The sequence below is a fragment of the Bacillus basilensis genome (assembly GCF_050630465.1).
GTDB lineage: Bacteria > Bacillota > Bacilli > Bacillales > Bacillaceae_G > Bacillus_A > Bacillus_A basilensis.
Map to the genome: position 1 here is coordinate 150,454 of NZ_JBNTQO010000007.1, position 14,145 is coordinate 164,598.

Annotated in this window: 12 protein-coding genes; 1 reads left to right on the forward strand and 11 read right to left on the reverse strand. The window is 30.3% G+C overall.

Annotated features, from left to right (window positions below; translation table 11 throughout):
- Nucleotides 1–4: 4 nt before the first annotated feature.
- Complete coding sequence (locus ACQVV1_RS16220; protein WP_431169146.1) at nucleotides 5–1,177, reverse strand: tyrosine-type recombinase/integrase; 1,173 nt, start codon at nucleotides 1,175–1,177, stop codon at nucleotides 5–7.
- A gap of 400 nt (nucleotides 1,178–1,577) precedes the next feature.
- On the opposite strand from ACQVV1_RS16220, the gene ACQVV1_RS16225 reads away from it, so the two are divergent.
- Nucleotides 1,578–2,570: a helix-turn-helix domain-containing protein gene (locus ACQVV1_RS16225; RefSeq protein WP_431169147.1), complete on the forward strand. Its 993-nt coding sequence runs from the start codon at nucleotides 1,578–1,580 to the stop codon at nucleotides 2,568–2,570.
- Nucleotides 2,571–2,877: 307 nt separating this feature from the next.
- On the opposite strand, the gene ACQVV1_RS16230 is transcribed toward ACQVV1_RS16225, so the two are convergent.
- The 10 genes from ACQVV1_RS16230 to ACQVV1_RS16275 all read right to left on the reverse strand — a co-directional run bounded on the left by ACQVV1_RS16230 (nucleotide 2,878) and on the right by ACQVV1_RS16275 (nucleotide 14,015).
- Nucleotides 2,878–3,954, reverse strand: coding sequence for a M42 family metallopeptidase (locus ACQVV1_RS16230; RefSeq protein ID WP_242255977.1), 1,077 nt, complete (start codon nucleotides 3,952–3,954; stop codon nucleotides 2,878–2,880).
- Nucleotides 3,955–3,990: 36 nt separating this feature from the next.
- Entirely contained in the window at nucleotides 3,991–4,704 is a 714-nt protein-coding gene (locus ACQVV1_RS16235) for a cupin-like domain-containing protein (protein WP_431169148.1), read from the reverse strand.
- Between the two features lie 19 nt (nucleotides 4,705–4,723).
- Nucleotides 4,724–5,734 (reverse strand): metallopeptidase TldD-related protein, encoded by a 1,011-nt coding sequence (locus ACQVV1_RS16240; protein WP_431169149.1) that lies wholly within the window; start codon nucleotides 5,732–5,734, stop codon nucleotides 4,724–4,726.
- A 107-nt stretch (nucleotides 5,735–5,841) separates the two neighbouring features.
- A complete protein-coding gene (locus tag ACQVV1_RS16245) occupies nucleotides 5,842–7,086 on the reverse strand; it encodes a hypothetical protein (RefSeq protein WP_309260320.1) in 1,245 nt (414 codons plus the stop codon).
- The gene (locus ACQVV1_RS16250) at nucleotides 7,083–7,874 is read right to left on the reverse strand and encodes a hypothetical protein (RefSeq protein ID WP_242255969.1); all 792 of its coding nucleotides are present in this window, start codon (nucleotides 7,872–7,874) and stop codon (nucleotides 7,083–7,085) included. Before ACQVV1_RS16250 ends, ACQVV1_RS16245 begins: the two co-directional genes overlap by 4 nt.
- Nucleotides 7,859–8,824: a multinuclear nonheme iron-dependent oxidase gene (locus ACQVV1_RS16255; protein ID WP_242255968.1), complete on the reverse strand. Its 966-nt coding sequence runs from the start codon at nucleotides 8,822–8,824 to the stop codon at nucleotides 7,859–7,861. The genes ACQVV1_RS16250 and ACQVV1_RS16255 overlap by 16 nt, the downstream gene beginning before the upstream one ends.
- Nucleotides 8,805–10,757, reverse strand: a complete 1,953-nt coding sequence (locus ACQVV1_RS16260) for a B12-binding domain-containing radical SAM protein (RefSeq protein ID WP_242255967.1) — start codon at nucleotides 10,755–10,757, stop codon at nucleotides 8,805–8,807. The genes ACQVV1_RS16255 and ACQVV1_RS16260 overlap by 20 nt, the downstream gene beginning before the upstream one ends.
- An 85-nt stretch (nucleotides 10,758–10,842) precedes the next feature.
- The gene (locus tag ACQVV1_RS16265; RefSeq protein ID WP_002157812.1) at nucleotides 10,843–10,971 is read right to left on the reverse strand and encodes a hypothetical protein; all 129 of its coding nucleotides are present in this window, start codon (nucleotides 10,969–10,971) and stop codon (nucleotides 10,843–10,845) included.
- A gap of 24 nt (nucleotides 10,972–10,995) precedes the next feature.
- Nucleotides 10,996–12,384, reverse strand: coding sequence for an MFS transporter (locus ACQVV1_RS16270; RefSeq protein WP_242255966.1), 1,389 nt, complete (start codon nucleotides 12,382–12,384; stop codon nucleotides 10,996–10,998).
- Between the two features lie 545 nt (nucleotides 12,385–12,929).
- Nucleotides 12,930–14,015, reverse strand: a complete 1,086-nt coding sequence (locus tag ACQVV1_RS16275; RefSeq protein WP_431169150.1) for an S-layer homology domain-containing protein — start codon at nucleotides 14,013–14,015, stop codon at nucleotides 12,930–12,932.
- Nucleotides 14,016–14,145 lie beyond the last annotated feature (130 nt).

The following is a 14,145-nucleotide window of genomic DNA, read 5'->3' on the forward strand; positions in this document are numbered from 1 at the left end:
AATTTCACACCAACATATCCGCAAATGTAGTCCCCACATTATTCTTTCGTTTCATATGCTTCTCTAAATAGATCTTTGTTGTTTGAATATTTTCATGCCCAAGTGTTTGCATTAAATGATATAGATCCGCATTTCCTTGTTCAACTGCCATGATTGCAAAAGCATGACGGAATGTATGTGCCGTTACAGGATTTTCACGATACTGTAGAAACTCTAAATTTGTCTTTTTTATCATATCTGTTACTTGGTTTGATAACGTTTTGGGATTATAAAAGTTTCCTCTTTGATTGATAAATACAGGACTTTCATCTCCACGATTCAATACAGTTTGGAATCCTCTTCTCCGTCTCATTTCGCTAATACATTGGAATAAATGCTCAGGAATGAAAAGTTCACGTACTTTATCCCCTTTTCCTGTGACTTTTAACCAATACTTTCCGTCATAATGTAAGTCTTTCACTCTCGCGTTGCACAATTCTTGAATTCTTGCGCCGGTACTTGCTAGAGCTAGTAAAATTGTATAGTTTATTACATGCCCTTGTTCTTTATAAAACCCTAAAATTTTCATCACTTCATCATAGGATAAATCCCGATTTGGCCGATCCTGTTCATTTACATTAGCGCGCTGCAGTTCCTCATGAAGAGGCTTCTCAATATATGAAAAAACATGAAGATGTTTTAGAAAAGAACGAATGAGCACTGTTTTCTTCGCAAGAGTTGCGACCGCGTACGTATCCCCATTCCTACCGTTTTCTACCTGCTTCAACCAAGCATTATATTTACGAATATGCCAAGGCTGTAATGTTTTTAATAAAGAGTCATTTTGCTGTACCTCTTCCCCATTCAATTCGAATTCCTCTGCGTGCTGCACCATGCACTGACAAAATGACAAGATTTCGGACACATAACTCTTTTTCGTATCCTCTTTTCTATTCTTCTTTTCATCCATATCTTTTTGTAAGTGTACAAAATGATAAATGACTTCTATATCATTTAAATACGTATATTTACTCTTTCCCTCCTTTTCTGCAACCTCCATCTTCTCTTCCACTTTATCTACATAACGATTGTTATGCAGAAATCGAATGATACCACTTATATTCTCTACATATGTATCCATATACTTACTTTGATTGTTTATAATAGGTACATTTCCCTTTATATTGTTAATACCCATAATTCGAATTCACCTCTCCTATTGAAGATTATGAATATAATTATCTTTATTACCTATACTTATTATTTTATTTTACTTTTATCCATTATACAAATGATAAATCATTTTCATTCTGTAAGAATCTCATATTCTTCTCTATCTAAACATACATATATTTTTTTATAAATATTTATTCATTATACGTGTAGTTATATATATATATTCACTTATTTAATTCAAATAAAACTTTTACATTATAATAACAATCAATATATATATAAATATCATTTTTTACTATTATTGAATTTACTATTAACTTCGATTTTTATTAGAATTTAAATCAAATTTTATATGTATATAAAAATCTGATATGATACTATGTAGAGTTTATAAATTAGTCGGAATTCGGAGGTATAATTTTATGACACAGGATTTACTATTTATTACAAAGCCTACTGTTACTACAAAAGAAGCGGCTGATTTAATGGGGGTAACCGTACAGACCATATTAAAGAAAGAAAAAGAAGGATTAATAGAATGCGTATACAAAGATAACTGGAAACAATTCGGTAGCAAAATTTTCTATTTAGAAGATATTGAAAAATTAATGGAAAAAGAAGAGGTCAATGGACTAAGCACAAAAGAAGCAGCTGAAATTCTAAATGTAGCTCCATCTACTATTTTTACATACATCAAATCCGGAAAATTACCCGCTACAATGGTAGAAAAACGAGGAAAACAAGTATATCTTATCGATGAAGAAGAATTAGAAATTTTTATGCTTGATTATGAAAAAACTAAAACAAAAGAGCGAAAAACATTCATTACCAAGATCTACGATGAAGAGATATGTTTATATCAATTATTAACACATCAACACACCGGAAAAACAGCTAGGGTAATAGAGCTTAATGGAGCAGATGGAAAGATTCTTACAGAGGATGAAGAGATTTTCCCACTATCTACTTATAAAGAACATGATTATTCTTTTGAACCGTTCAAAAAACAGCCAGTGATTACAAAACGAGGATATTTATCTTTTTCATTTAAAAAACCTCAATTATTTAATTCTATCACTTACAATCTAATAAACTTATTCTATAAAAAACTTGGTGTCACAAATATGCGATTGACTATTACACAAGATACCATCAAATTAGAAATTAAACCCTTTGTTTTACACGTAAATCCATTGCAATTTCAAGAAGAGATAAAATATTTACATTCTCATATGAAATCTGGTTCAATACTTCCACATGTAGAAGGCATTTACTTTAAAAGTAATGTAGAGCCATTAACTTTTCATGCGGATTATGAATTCAAACAAAAAATAGTACAAATGGCCACTGATGCTGGAATGGGACAGGAAGAGTTTTTATTACAGGCAGTAAAATATTATATTGAAAAAATTTAAATACTTCTTGCACTAACATCCTTAAACGAGTACATTGATATTTTTACCCTCAATAATTTATAGCCTATTCCATACTTAAAAGTCATTGCAATTCTATACATTTATGGAATACAGCCGCATGCCATTAAGCTAAAGGAAAAAAATAATTGAGATAGTCCATACTTTAAATAAACAAAACCGAAATCTGGGAACAGATTTCGGTTTTTCAACGTACGATAAATTATAAAATTTTGTAAAAACCACATGCAATGAAGTGCTTTTAGTTAAAATCATCTATACTTTAATCAACTTTGCAACAGAACCAAATCTAATTTGCTTTATTCTCAATAAAATGATTTAGTAAATTTACAGTAGAATAAATATCTTTGATATCAACCATTTCAAAAGGTGTATGTGTATAACGAGTTGGAATACCAATAAGTGCTGCAGGAATACCACTATCAAAAAAGGCTATACCATCAGAGCCATAATTACTATAAATACCAATTTGATAAGGGATATTATACTTTTTAGATATATCCTCTAAACCCCATGTTATTTTAGGATTATAATGAATAGCACCATCCTTATAAACTAGTGTCGGCCCACCACCTAATCTAGTAGGATAATCTTGTTCATTTACAGTTGGTATGTCTCCTACTAAACCAATATCTAAAGAAATTGCCATATCGAAGTCCATTCTTGAACCTAGAGCATAAGCGCCATGAGCTTTATTCTCTTCTTGCACTGTAGCGCCATACCATACTTCATAATTCAAATTGGAAACGTCCATTTTCTCTAAAAGGAGATCCATGACCAAAAGTCCAATTCGATCGTCAAACGCTTTTCCAATAAGCTTATTTCCAATCTGAGTTAATTCCCTTTTCCATACCACACTAGAGCCAATATGAACTCCTAATTTTTCTACCTCTTCTTTACTATTAACTCCCATATCTATAAATAGACTATTAAAATTTAAATTTCCAGCCATTTGCTGCTCGGTAAGGACATGACCAGTAGATGTTGCAAAAACTCCTGTTGCTACATCCCCTGTTCTACTTATTACTTGAGCTAATTGACCTATCATATGTAAATGATTAGGACCAGACCTATGTGCTTCTTGCACAGGATCAATTAGTAAAAAGCCATCAGGGGTAATATACCTCACTATAAATCCAATTTCATCCATATGTGCTTGGATTAATAATTTAGGTCCCTTCCCACCAATTTTACAAATTAAATTTCCAACTTTATCTTCAAAACATTCCTCTGATTTATTAATCCAACGTTTCTTTAACCAATTACTAACTAAATATTCATGACCAACAGGACCAGGTAAGCTTACTAAATCTTCTAATGTTTTATAAATACTTTTCTTAATTACATGTTCTTCTACTTTTAGCATTATTAAATCCCCCTATTTTAAATGATTTATTTAAAGTTAATTAACTTGAAGCTCATGCTTAAACCAAAAGTTTTCACTAATAGCAAAGGTTAATTCTTCATTTATAACTTGATGCCACCAATTTTTAGGAGTATATATAATCTCACCTTGATTAAGTTCTATATAGTAAGGGTTTGCTTTTAAAATAATTTCTTCTTCTTCTGGAGTTGGATTAAAAATATTACAATCTACACTTGCTAAATATTCCATTTGTTGATCAAATTTCGGATTAAAAAATACCCATTTTTTCTTTCCAAATATAACGGCATTCCAATTGTGTGTTGCTTGAAAATCTTTATGTAATGGAGTTCCAGTGTTCGTTGAACCTAGAAATACCCATTTCAATTCTTTGTCTCCTTTTTTCCTAACTGTTTGCTCTGTTAAAAAGGAAGGTATACTATATGATAAAGCGATTTCTCTGTTTCCCATAATGGAGAAAGGCCAATCACAATACCAATTTTCTTCATTTCCACCTTCTAACAATTGAATAAATTTAGAAAGCTTCACTGTATAAACTTTCTTTTTTCCTTCATAATCAGACTTTCTAATTACAACTTCTTGCTCTCCAAATCTTTCATTTAAATATTTTAAATCCCAATTAAAGCACTCCCAATTATTCACAATATTTGTTAAGATAACAGGCTTCTTATCTGCAAACTCCTTCATAAATCTTTCATAGGTTAGATTCTTACAATCTATTCTTTCAATCATTGGCCTCACTCTTTCAATGTTATATTGGGTAAATATTTAACTCTCTAAAATAAATATGTGGAGCTCCTTGAGTTACACTTAAATTATTTTGATTGTTTTTATCACAGCCAAATACCGGATTGAAAATTCGCAATTCATTACTACTACCAACGATATTCTTCGCAGCCTCAAACTTACAACCTTTAATATCAAACCTTCTAATAATTAAATTACTTAAACTTCCGTTTTTAATAATAATCCCATAGGATGGTCTGATTACAAATTTTGTACCTATTGATCCTCCTCCCCATGAACCTTTACAAAAGAGACCATATTCTATTTTTGATATTAAATCATTGATATTCTCGTTACCTTTATCCATATACGTTATGGACATACGTGGAAGAATAATATCGTCATATGAAACTTTTCGACCATTACACGAACCTTTTGCTTGTAGCTTCTTTTTCGTTTCTGAACTATGAAGTAAATTACTCCAAATACCCTCTTTAATTATTTGGGTACGAAAAGATTTCTCTCCTTCATCATCCATTTCGTAATAAGCTTTGTGCCCTATTAAAGTTGGATCATCATATACATTAAACTTATAATCAGACCATCTATAACCTAGGCTATAACCATTTTCACAAGCATACTCCATATAATTATCAGCTTCTGAGGTATGTCCAAAACATTCATGAACAAAATGAGAGGCGGGCCACTGATCTAATATAACTGGTAATTTTAATTTATCTTTTAATGATTTTCCCTGAACGGTTTGCTCTAGTTCTATTCTTAACTCTTCTATTTGATTGGAAAGAATATGAACTGGTGAAGATTCCGTACTTACTTGCCATAAAACGGGTATTATAGATTCTTCCCCTTCAACATGAAATAGGATTAATAAATTATATCTATTTATAGGCTCTTCATATAAGGAAATTCTCTCATTGTTTAAATTAAGGTTTATTCTATACGAAATAATATTTTTACTGAATTTTAAGATATTTAATTCTAGTAATTTAATACAATCTTTAAGTTGCCCCTTCAAAAAGTTATTGATACTAGTGTCTTTAATTTGATCATTAATGACCTCAATGCAATCTTTTTGAGATTGATACTGAAGTTTAATTAAAAAATTATTAAACTTAATCCCTCCTATGTTTTTAATAATTGATTAATTTTTTGATAGTTTTCCTTATAGTGGATATAATCTTTTTCTTTCATTTTCATTTTCTTACAAAAAATTTCTATTAGTTCATATATTTCCGTTCTCATGGGTAATAATTCTAGAGTTCTATGTGCTAAAGATAAGCCATATTCGAAATTTTCTAGATGCAAATGGCATAAAATTTGAAGAATTAAACTATGTGCCTGGATCGTGTCAACAACACCTTTTTTTTGTTGAAACCACTTCAATGCATGCTCATAATCTTTTTGCTTCATATAACTCATACCAATATTATAGGCTGCCCAAAAAGCTTCATCACCGTGCTCTTTAGCTTGATAATAACATTTTTCAGCCTCGCCTAACTGTCCCATTTGTACTAATAATAAAGAGCGTAATTTCCATCCGATTCCACTTAAAATATCAAGCTCTTTTTCTTGTAAATAATTTAAGTATTTTTGATCTATTGGTTTTCTATTAGAAAGAGCAGCCATTGTTTCTATAGGTACCAAATGATTTCGAGCTGGATTACTAATAAGTTTCATATCTAATTTATGAGAAAATATACTACTTAATCTTCTATATGGCTCCGGCATAAAACCACTCTTTATTGAATAGGTCATTGTTTTTATGGTATCTGTAATTTTATTTTCTTTTAAAATCTGTAAAACCTGATCAAGCTTATAATATAGATTCTTGTTCTCAGGATTATAGAAAAAATCTAAATCAATATCCGTAATTAAATTACTCTCTTTATAAAGTTGCATATACTTAAGATTATTTAAAGTTGTAATCATGAGGGTTGTATTTTTTATTTTTGTTTCAATACCAAACGAATATTTTTTAAAGGAATCAATAATTTCAGTACCATGCTGGGGAATTAAAGATAGTAAATTCCAAAATACCTGGCCCAAATCATTTACATTACCTTTATGTTCAACTACTGGAGAGACCCATATAATTTTTTTAAACATATTTAAATCAATAGCTGCATATAAAAAGTCATCTAATCCATAAGCATATTGTTCATCTTCTCTACAGGGTATGTCCCTATTTAGAATGTTTAATGATTGATTTTTTTCTACTCTTTGATGTATTTTTTGAATTTTAGTTTCACTTATTAATTTAAGATCTAAATGACGATCAAAATACAACAAAGTTGCTGGCTCCTTAATAGTTCCTTGCCAAAAAGGAAGTACTTCACCATGCTCTTCGAATGTTGTAATTGTATTCATGATTTGATTAAACCCAATTTATATATGCTCATTGCTAGGTTAGTTTCTTCATTACTAGTCAATTTCATTTCATTAATCTTTTGTAGACTTCCAATTTCAATTAACTGTAATACATTTTCTTCTATAGGGCCTTTTATTAGTCTATTTTTAGCTGCTGCAAATAACCATATAATCTTGTCCTGTTGCACCTGAATTTTTTTACCCAATAAAGCTTCGGCAATATTTCTATCGAGTCTAATTGAGGCATAATAAATATGACCATTATGTTTAATATCCTTACTTAAAATTTTAAATGCTGGCTCTGCATTTACTACCAAGATAGATATCATCGCATTTAAGAATTCATGTTTTAAAAGCAGTTCTATATTTTTATTACTTTTAATTATTTCAATATTACTTAAAAAACAAAAGAATGACTCCTCAATACACTGACCATCTCCGGCATAAGGAATTTCCTTATAATTTTCAAATTCTTTTGATGCTACAAATTCATACATCAATTGTTGCAAGTCAATATTATTTAGTTCCAGTTCTTTAAAAGTTCCAGGAAAAGCTGTTTTTAATCCGCCACTATGTTCTATATTCCCATTCAATAAATTTCTTACAATAGTTTTTGAAGTAGCAATTAGTTCTTCCTTGTCAATGGTTTGAATCTGTTTTAGATTTTCTTCAGAAATATTTAGTTCACTGAATTTATCTTTTAGGAATAAATTTCTATACTCATAATCATGTAGTAAATTATATAATATTTCGTCGAGAGAATAGTATTTATCTACTGATATTGCCATTGTTTTACCACCTCTTTCATCCTCTGATAATTTCGTTGAGATTTCGGAATGAGAATACCATCATTCGTATACTTAGGATCTTCATAAGTCACGGCTTTTAAATTTGGACATAAAGGAAGTAAATATTTAAGTAAATCTATTTGTTCGTCTAATAGTATGCCATGATGCAGATCCCTAAACTTTCCACGAATAATCTGACACCCTGATAAATGTAATTCAAAGCAATTATCAAGCGGTAGCTTAGAAAGATTGGTATACATTTTTTCATTTGTATTACCAATAAGCCATTGATAACTCAAAATATGACCTATATCAATAGTTACTGGGGAATTTGTCTCTTGAACTAGAGTATTAAAATACTCAAAACCATCCATGTCACCGATAAAGAAATTAGTTCCTTCTGTAAAACCAGGAAATTCAATACAAACTGGTACCAGTAGATTTCTCTGATATTCATTTATATTTTCAATACAAGCTTCTAGCCCTCTTGGCGTCATATATGGTGGTAATGGAAATGGCACAGTTTTTCCCTTAATGGACCATAAGCCTAAATCCTCAACAATCCATTTGATTTCATACCTTTCAATTATCTTATTTGTAAATTCTATTATGGAGCTTTTTTCATATTTTTCAGTAGCTCCCATATTTAATATGGTTTGATGAAATGCCCTTGCTTTATAATTAGGAACAGCATTAAATAGCCGATCATACGCCTCAAAATAATCTTCTGCTTTAAGAACACTTCGATTTTTAGGCTGGAATGCAAAAAACATATAATTAAACTCATCTTTATAGTTTTCAAAAAAGATTTTCATTTTTGGAGTAATATCATCTCCATTTTCTGCTGTACAAAATCCAATATCTTCTCCCCAAGGTAAGTCCATTCCAATACCCAGGCCTAACTTATTCTCAACTTTAGGAAAGCGTACACTATTTTCTGTAAGCTTCATTCAACATTACCTCCTTTTCATTAACAGCAACTAGTATTCCCGCTCCTTTATCACTAAAATGCTGAAGATAAACTTGATGTTCTTCTTCCACTACATATAAATAATCCTGATCACAATATATTGCATTTGGAAGAGGGAAGACTCTTTGCCATAAGAAATCCATTAAAAGTATTCTCTCGCTTTTTACTACTCTCACCCATGGATATAATTGCAAAATATATGTATATGAATTTGGATTCAAATTATCCCTAGACTCTGTAGAGCTCCTTTTATCTGGTGGTAGTTCATCATTCTTTTGTGGATTAACATTTTTATAAATTTCAAGAAATCGGTTTAATCTTTCATTAAAGGTATCACCGTCACTATGGTTAAATGTAGCCCCCATTCTACCCATACCATAATTCAGTAACTTATTTCCCCTTAAATTTTCGTCCGATGTTATAGTTATATTATATTTCTCTGGATTTTTTGCTAAATATGTTGTTGGTTCAGCAACAAGCATTTGCATGACATCAATACCTATTTTATCTGCATTTTTTTTCAAAAATTCTTCTGAATTCATAACTTCTTCTTCAGTTTCATTGGGTAATCCACCAATTATTGAAAAACGCAGAGGAATTCCTAATTCATGAAGATTATCTATAATTTGTTGATAATTATTTGCTGTAACCCCCTTATCCAATAGGTCCAAAATTCTTTGCGAATTTGTTTCATACCCTACGGACATCAGTATGCAGCCTCGATCCTTTAGTTCTTTGCAAAATTCCTTCTTTAAAAGAATATCTTCCAATCGATTTCTAGTACTAAAAGATATACGATATCCATTATCATTTAAGATTCTCATTGCGTTTAGCACTAAACGTAGATTAGTATTTTCATCAATAAAGTTTATTCTTGTTGCACCATAATTTTTAATTAAATATTCACATTCATATGCAATTTGTTTAGGGGTTTTCTGTTGATAATTTTTTTCTTGTCGAGATCTATTTCCATATGAACAAAACGCACATCTTCCCCAATAACAACCTACACAAGTAATAATGGACATATGTACTTCTTCATCTAAATAATTTTTATATGGAAGATCTGAAAAATCAGGAGGTAAAGCGTCTTTTATATGATAATCCGACTTTTTAAAAATCTCTTTTTGTACATTATCTTTTAAAAAAATAAAATCTGGTACATCATGCTTTTCTATTTCCCCGTCCAAATGTTTAGAAAGGAGGTAAAGTGTTTCTTCACCAGCTCCAGTTCCTAAACCATCTACATACTGACTAAGGTCATCTAATTTTAAAAGTTGTTCTTTTCTTAACATTATTTGTTGTCCACCAAGAGTCACAAAAACTTCTGGCATTAATTCTTTAATCCATTTACATAATAGTAGTGAAGGTAATAACTGACTGTAATATGCAATTGAAATTCCAAAAATTTTGGTGGGATTCTGATTTAAAAATTCAACTAACATTTTTTTTTGAATAACACTACCAATATCTTCTGGGTTTTCAATAAACTTATTTATCTCAGAAATCATTTGGGGTAATGATGTAACTTCTTTTTTTAAAAAAGAAGTTTCCAATAAAAGCTCTATGCCTTGTCTTACTAATCTAACGTCATTTTTCAATTCATTATCTGATTTTTTATTGATAAACACGTTGTGAAATAGTTCTTCTTGATTTTCATACAAGTATTTTGCAAATTCTAACCTGTAAATGTTTTTAATATTTTGCAGCTCTTTACCTTTATAGCTTTCAATAAATTTTAATAAGTTTGTTTTAGAAAAAATATTATGACAAAGTTCTATATTAAAATCTTTTTGCTCTACCTTTAATTTTTTATTTCTTAAATAACCAGTTATCATTGGTAAGCTCAAATACGGGAAAAGCCTTGCTTCAGTTACTGGTGGGAAAATAATTTTCAAATCCTGAAGTTCCAATAAATCATCTCCCTAAAATAGTAGAAGTGTACAGCTGTTATAAACAGCTGCACACTTCTGCTTTTATGGATTATAATATTATATTTTATTTCTCATCTTCTTTTGCTTCTGGAGCTGCTGAAAAACGGAAAGCATGGAATGCGTTACCTACTTCTAATTCTTTCGCTTCAATTACTTCTAAATCTTCAAGTAATTTTTCATTTTTATTTTCCATGTAAATCACCTCCTTTCAAATTCATTAACTTTCTATGTTTTCTGTCACATTAGTGACTTTTTTTAAAAATTTCTTATCAAAATACAAGGTAAATAGCACGATGAAATATAAAACTATACAGACTATAACTAAATATAAGAATCCGTCATTAGACATACCACCATTAGTACCGGAAAAATTAACTACATGACTAAAGATACCTGCAGCAAATGCTCCTGTTCCAAATTGAACCATTTGAAATAGCCCCATATATACTCCTGTTTCTTCTTTGGGTACTGATAACATTGCGATTTTATTTTGGGATGGCATTGTAATAACTCCTGCCAATCCAAAGAATAAAAACATAAAAAGAAACAACAAGATTGAGCTTGAAAATGTTGAAATAGCTAACAATGACATTCCGAATATTGAGAAAAATACACCTATTAATATTAATAGACGATTATCCTTTAAATCAGCTAAACGTCCCATATACCCTGAGAGCATTATCGAAATTACAGAATCAATTACTAATATCCATCCTACTTGCTCAGGAGGTATTCCATGATTTTCTCTCATATATGTTGGTATATATAATGTGATTGCATTTGCAATTAGGAATAATAAAAATACCCTAATTAATGCAGAAATAAAAATTGGATTATGAATAGCTTTTTTAGGTATTAGAGAGGTGTCATTTGTACTCTCCTTTTCAAAAAATACAAATAGCAAGATTGTTATGAGAACAAAAACAGCCGCTAAAAGTTTTAAATAAATACCAACATTATCAATAAATAAAATTTGTATTGCTAATACAAGTAAAAGTAAACTTATTGAACTTTTGAAAGGTATTAGAACTTTTTTTATACTCTTTTCATAATTATCCTTTTTAATAACCCATAATACGAGTAATAAAGCAATCGTACTAAAACAACTTAATACTCCAAAGATTGCCTGCCACTGAAAGTATCGTACTATGAGCCCTCCTAAAGCTGGCCCTACAAATGTTGCAACTGCAAGCACTCCAGAAAACCACCCAAATGCCCAACCTATCTTATCTTCTTCAAAATTTGTTCTTATTAATAAAACCTGCGCAGGTACGATCATCGCATCTGCAATAGCTTGTAATGATTGAAATCCTAAAAACAAGTACCAATTAGTAGTCATTCCACTTAAAACAGTCGAGAACGTAAAGAGTAATAGACCTATAATAAGAATCCTTTTTGCTCCAAATATATCAGATATTTTCCCGAAAAGAGGAATCCCTGTTGCAAAAAAAGCAAAGAATAATATATTTCTAATTTGAAGTGTTGAAAAATTTATATCAAAAGTTTTAATGATATCTGGAAAAGCAATGGTTAACATGGACGTGCTCATTACACTTGCAAAAGCACATAATGAAATAGTGAAAATTTTAATTTTATACGTATTCATTAAGGATGTTCTCTCCTTCAGATGTGTTTGTTTTTAGATTTTTCTAAAAATTAACCCCGGTGAAATAAATAATAATAGATAAATAACTTATGTACAACTAGAATTTAGTATATTTTTGCTAACCCAAGTTGAGAAACTTTTTCTATGGACAAATGAGATCTGTTGCAAAGTTTTATAAACTAAGCTACTCTTTCGAAAAAGTGGCGCTATCGCTAGAAATAATACTTAAAAATATCAATAAAGAGTTAAACTCTGGTTGAATTATTGTACTGATTTTGGGCAATAGGTTCATTTTTTAAGTGATAGGGTAACCATGTTAGAACTCTCAATCTATTGATAAATTTATCCTTGATTAAATTTCTGGTTTTTCAGTAAGGAATCAGTAGCTATCTATCAAGTTAAGCAAAATAAATACCCCAAAATGAGAATATTGACATCATTAGTTAAAGATTTTCTCGTTTTGGGGTACTATAAAATTTTTAAGTTGCTAGGCATGGGGATAATAGGTCGTAACTTTATTTCACTTACATCTTTAAAAAAGGTGATTATTCCATAATATTAATGTATATACCCTTTTTATTATTTGTTTCTCCCATTAGTATTTCACGTTGGTTTTTAACAAATTGAAATTTGTTACTTGGATTTTTAACCAATCTATCAATTTCTGCATCTAAATTTAAATCAGGGTATATCATAGTAACCCATCTCTTCGTCAATTCAATGGACACTTTATGATGTTCGAAGAAAATAGTGAAGTTAGGACCCTTATCATTTTTTTCTTCTAAACTCAATGCTCTAGACCCCATTTTAGCTGAATCTAAATCAATCGAAGGACCTGCCTCCGAATACTTGATATCTAAATTATATTTTGCATTCATCTCATTAATAAGAGATTGTGCTTCTTCAGATATAGATTTAACATATACTGGAACGAAGTCAACCCAAGGCTTAATAAAAGTAAAGTCATCAGTCACCATGGATTTCGGTATCCCAAGCGGCATTACTTCCGGCTTTCCTGGCTTCTCTAACTTACGAATTGCATTATATAAAAACTGTGCATACTGTTCACGAGTTACAACTTTTTTCGGCTCAAATAAATTGTCCCCTGTACCTACTGCAATTTTATTCTCTTGTAGAGCACTAATCCCCTCAGTAGCCCAATAATTTTTTTCAACATCATTAAATGTAGTAATAGATTTTGCTTTTAAATTAAATGTATTCTGTAAAATTGCTGCCAATTGTTCACGAGTTAGAACATCATCTGGTCCAAACATATTATCTCCATATCCATTCATAAGACCCGAACTTACAACTGCATGTATTTCTTTTTCAAACATAGTACCTTTTACATCTCTAAATTGATCCTCGTAGGGTATAGCTAGATTTAATGGCTGTAGATACACATATAGCAGTCGCGCCGCTTGCCCACGTGTGATATTATCTCCTAATCCGAACATTCCATTTCCGTAACCAGCTACAATGTTTTTCTCTTTTAGATGCATGATTGCATCATAAGACCAGTGATCTGTAGGAACATCTTTAAATGTTGTGTCTGCTTGTACATTCGATAATGATGTAAATATCGTAGTAGCAAGTGTAGCTCCTACTAAAAGCGTTTTTGTTAATTTCATACTGTATCTCCCTGTCTCTATAAATTATTGCTATAAATAATTCCAATTACCTTATATACCATATTTTCCAACTTATTCATATTACCATTTTTTCATTTATTTTTATATCTTAATTATACAATTAAAATTT

Excerpts from the sequence above, each read along its gene's own strand:
- ACQVV1_RS16220 (WP_431169146.1), bottom strand. The coding sequence starts at position 1,177 with ATGGGTATTAACAATATAAAGGGAAATGTACCTATTATAAACAATCAA.
- ACQVV1_RS16225 (WP_431169147.1), top strand. The coding sequence starts at position 1,578 with ATGACACAGGATTTACTATTTATTACAAAGCCTACTGTTACTACAAAA.
- ACQVV1_RS16230 (WP_242255977.1), bottom strand. The coding sequence starts at position 3,954 with ATGCTAAAAGTAGAAGAACATGTAATTAAGAAAAGTATTTATAAAACA.
- ACQVV1_RS16235 (WP_431169148.1), bottom strand. The coding sequence starts at position 4,704 with ATGATTGAAAGAATAGATTGTAAGAATCTAACCTATGAAAGATTTATG.
- ACQVV1_RS16245 (WP_309260320.1), bottom strand. The coding sequence starts at position 7,086 with ATGAATACAATTACAACATTCGAAGAGCATGGTGAAGTACTTCCTTTT.
- ACQVV1_RS16250 (WP_242255969.1), bottom strand. The coding sequence starts at position 7,874 with ATGGCAATATCAGTAGATAAATACTATTCTCTCGACGAAATATTATAT.
- ACQVV1_RS16255 (WP_242255968.1), bottom strand. The coding sequence starts at position 8,824 with ATGAAGCTTACAGAAAATAGTGTACGCTTTCCTAAAGTTGAGAATAAG.
- ACQVV1_RS16265 (WP_002157812.1), bottom strand. The coding sequence starts at position 10,971 with ATGGAAAATAAAAATGAAAAATTACTTGAAGATTTAGAAGTAATTGAA.
- ACQVV1_RS16270 (WP_242255966.1), bottom strand. The coding sequence starts at position 12,384 with ATGAATACGTATAAAATTAAAATTTTCACTATTTCATTATGTGCTTTT.
- ACQVV1_RS16275 (WP_431169150.1), bottom strand. The coding sequence starts at position 14,015 with ATGAAATTAACAAAAACGCTTTTAGTAGGAGCTACACTTGCTACTACG.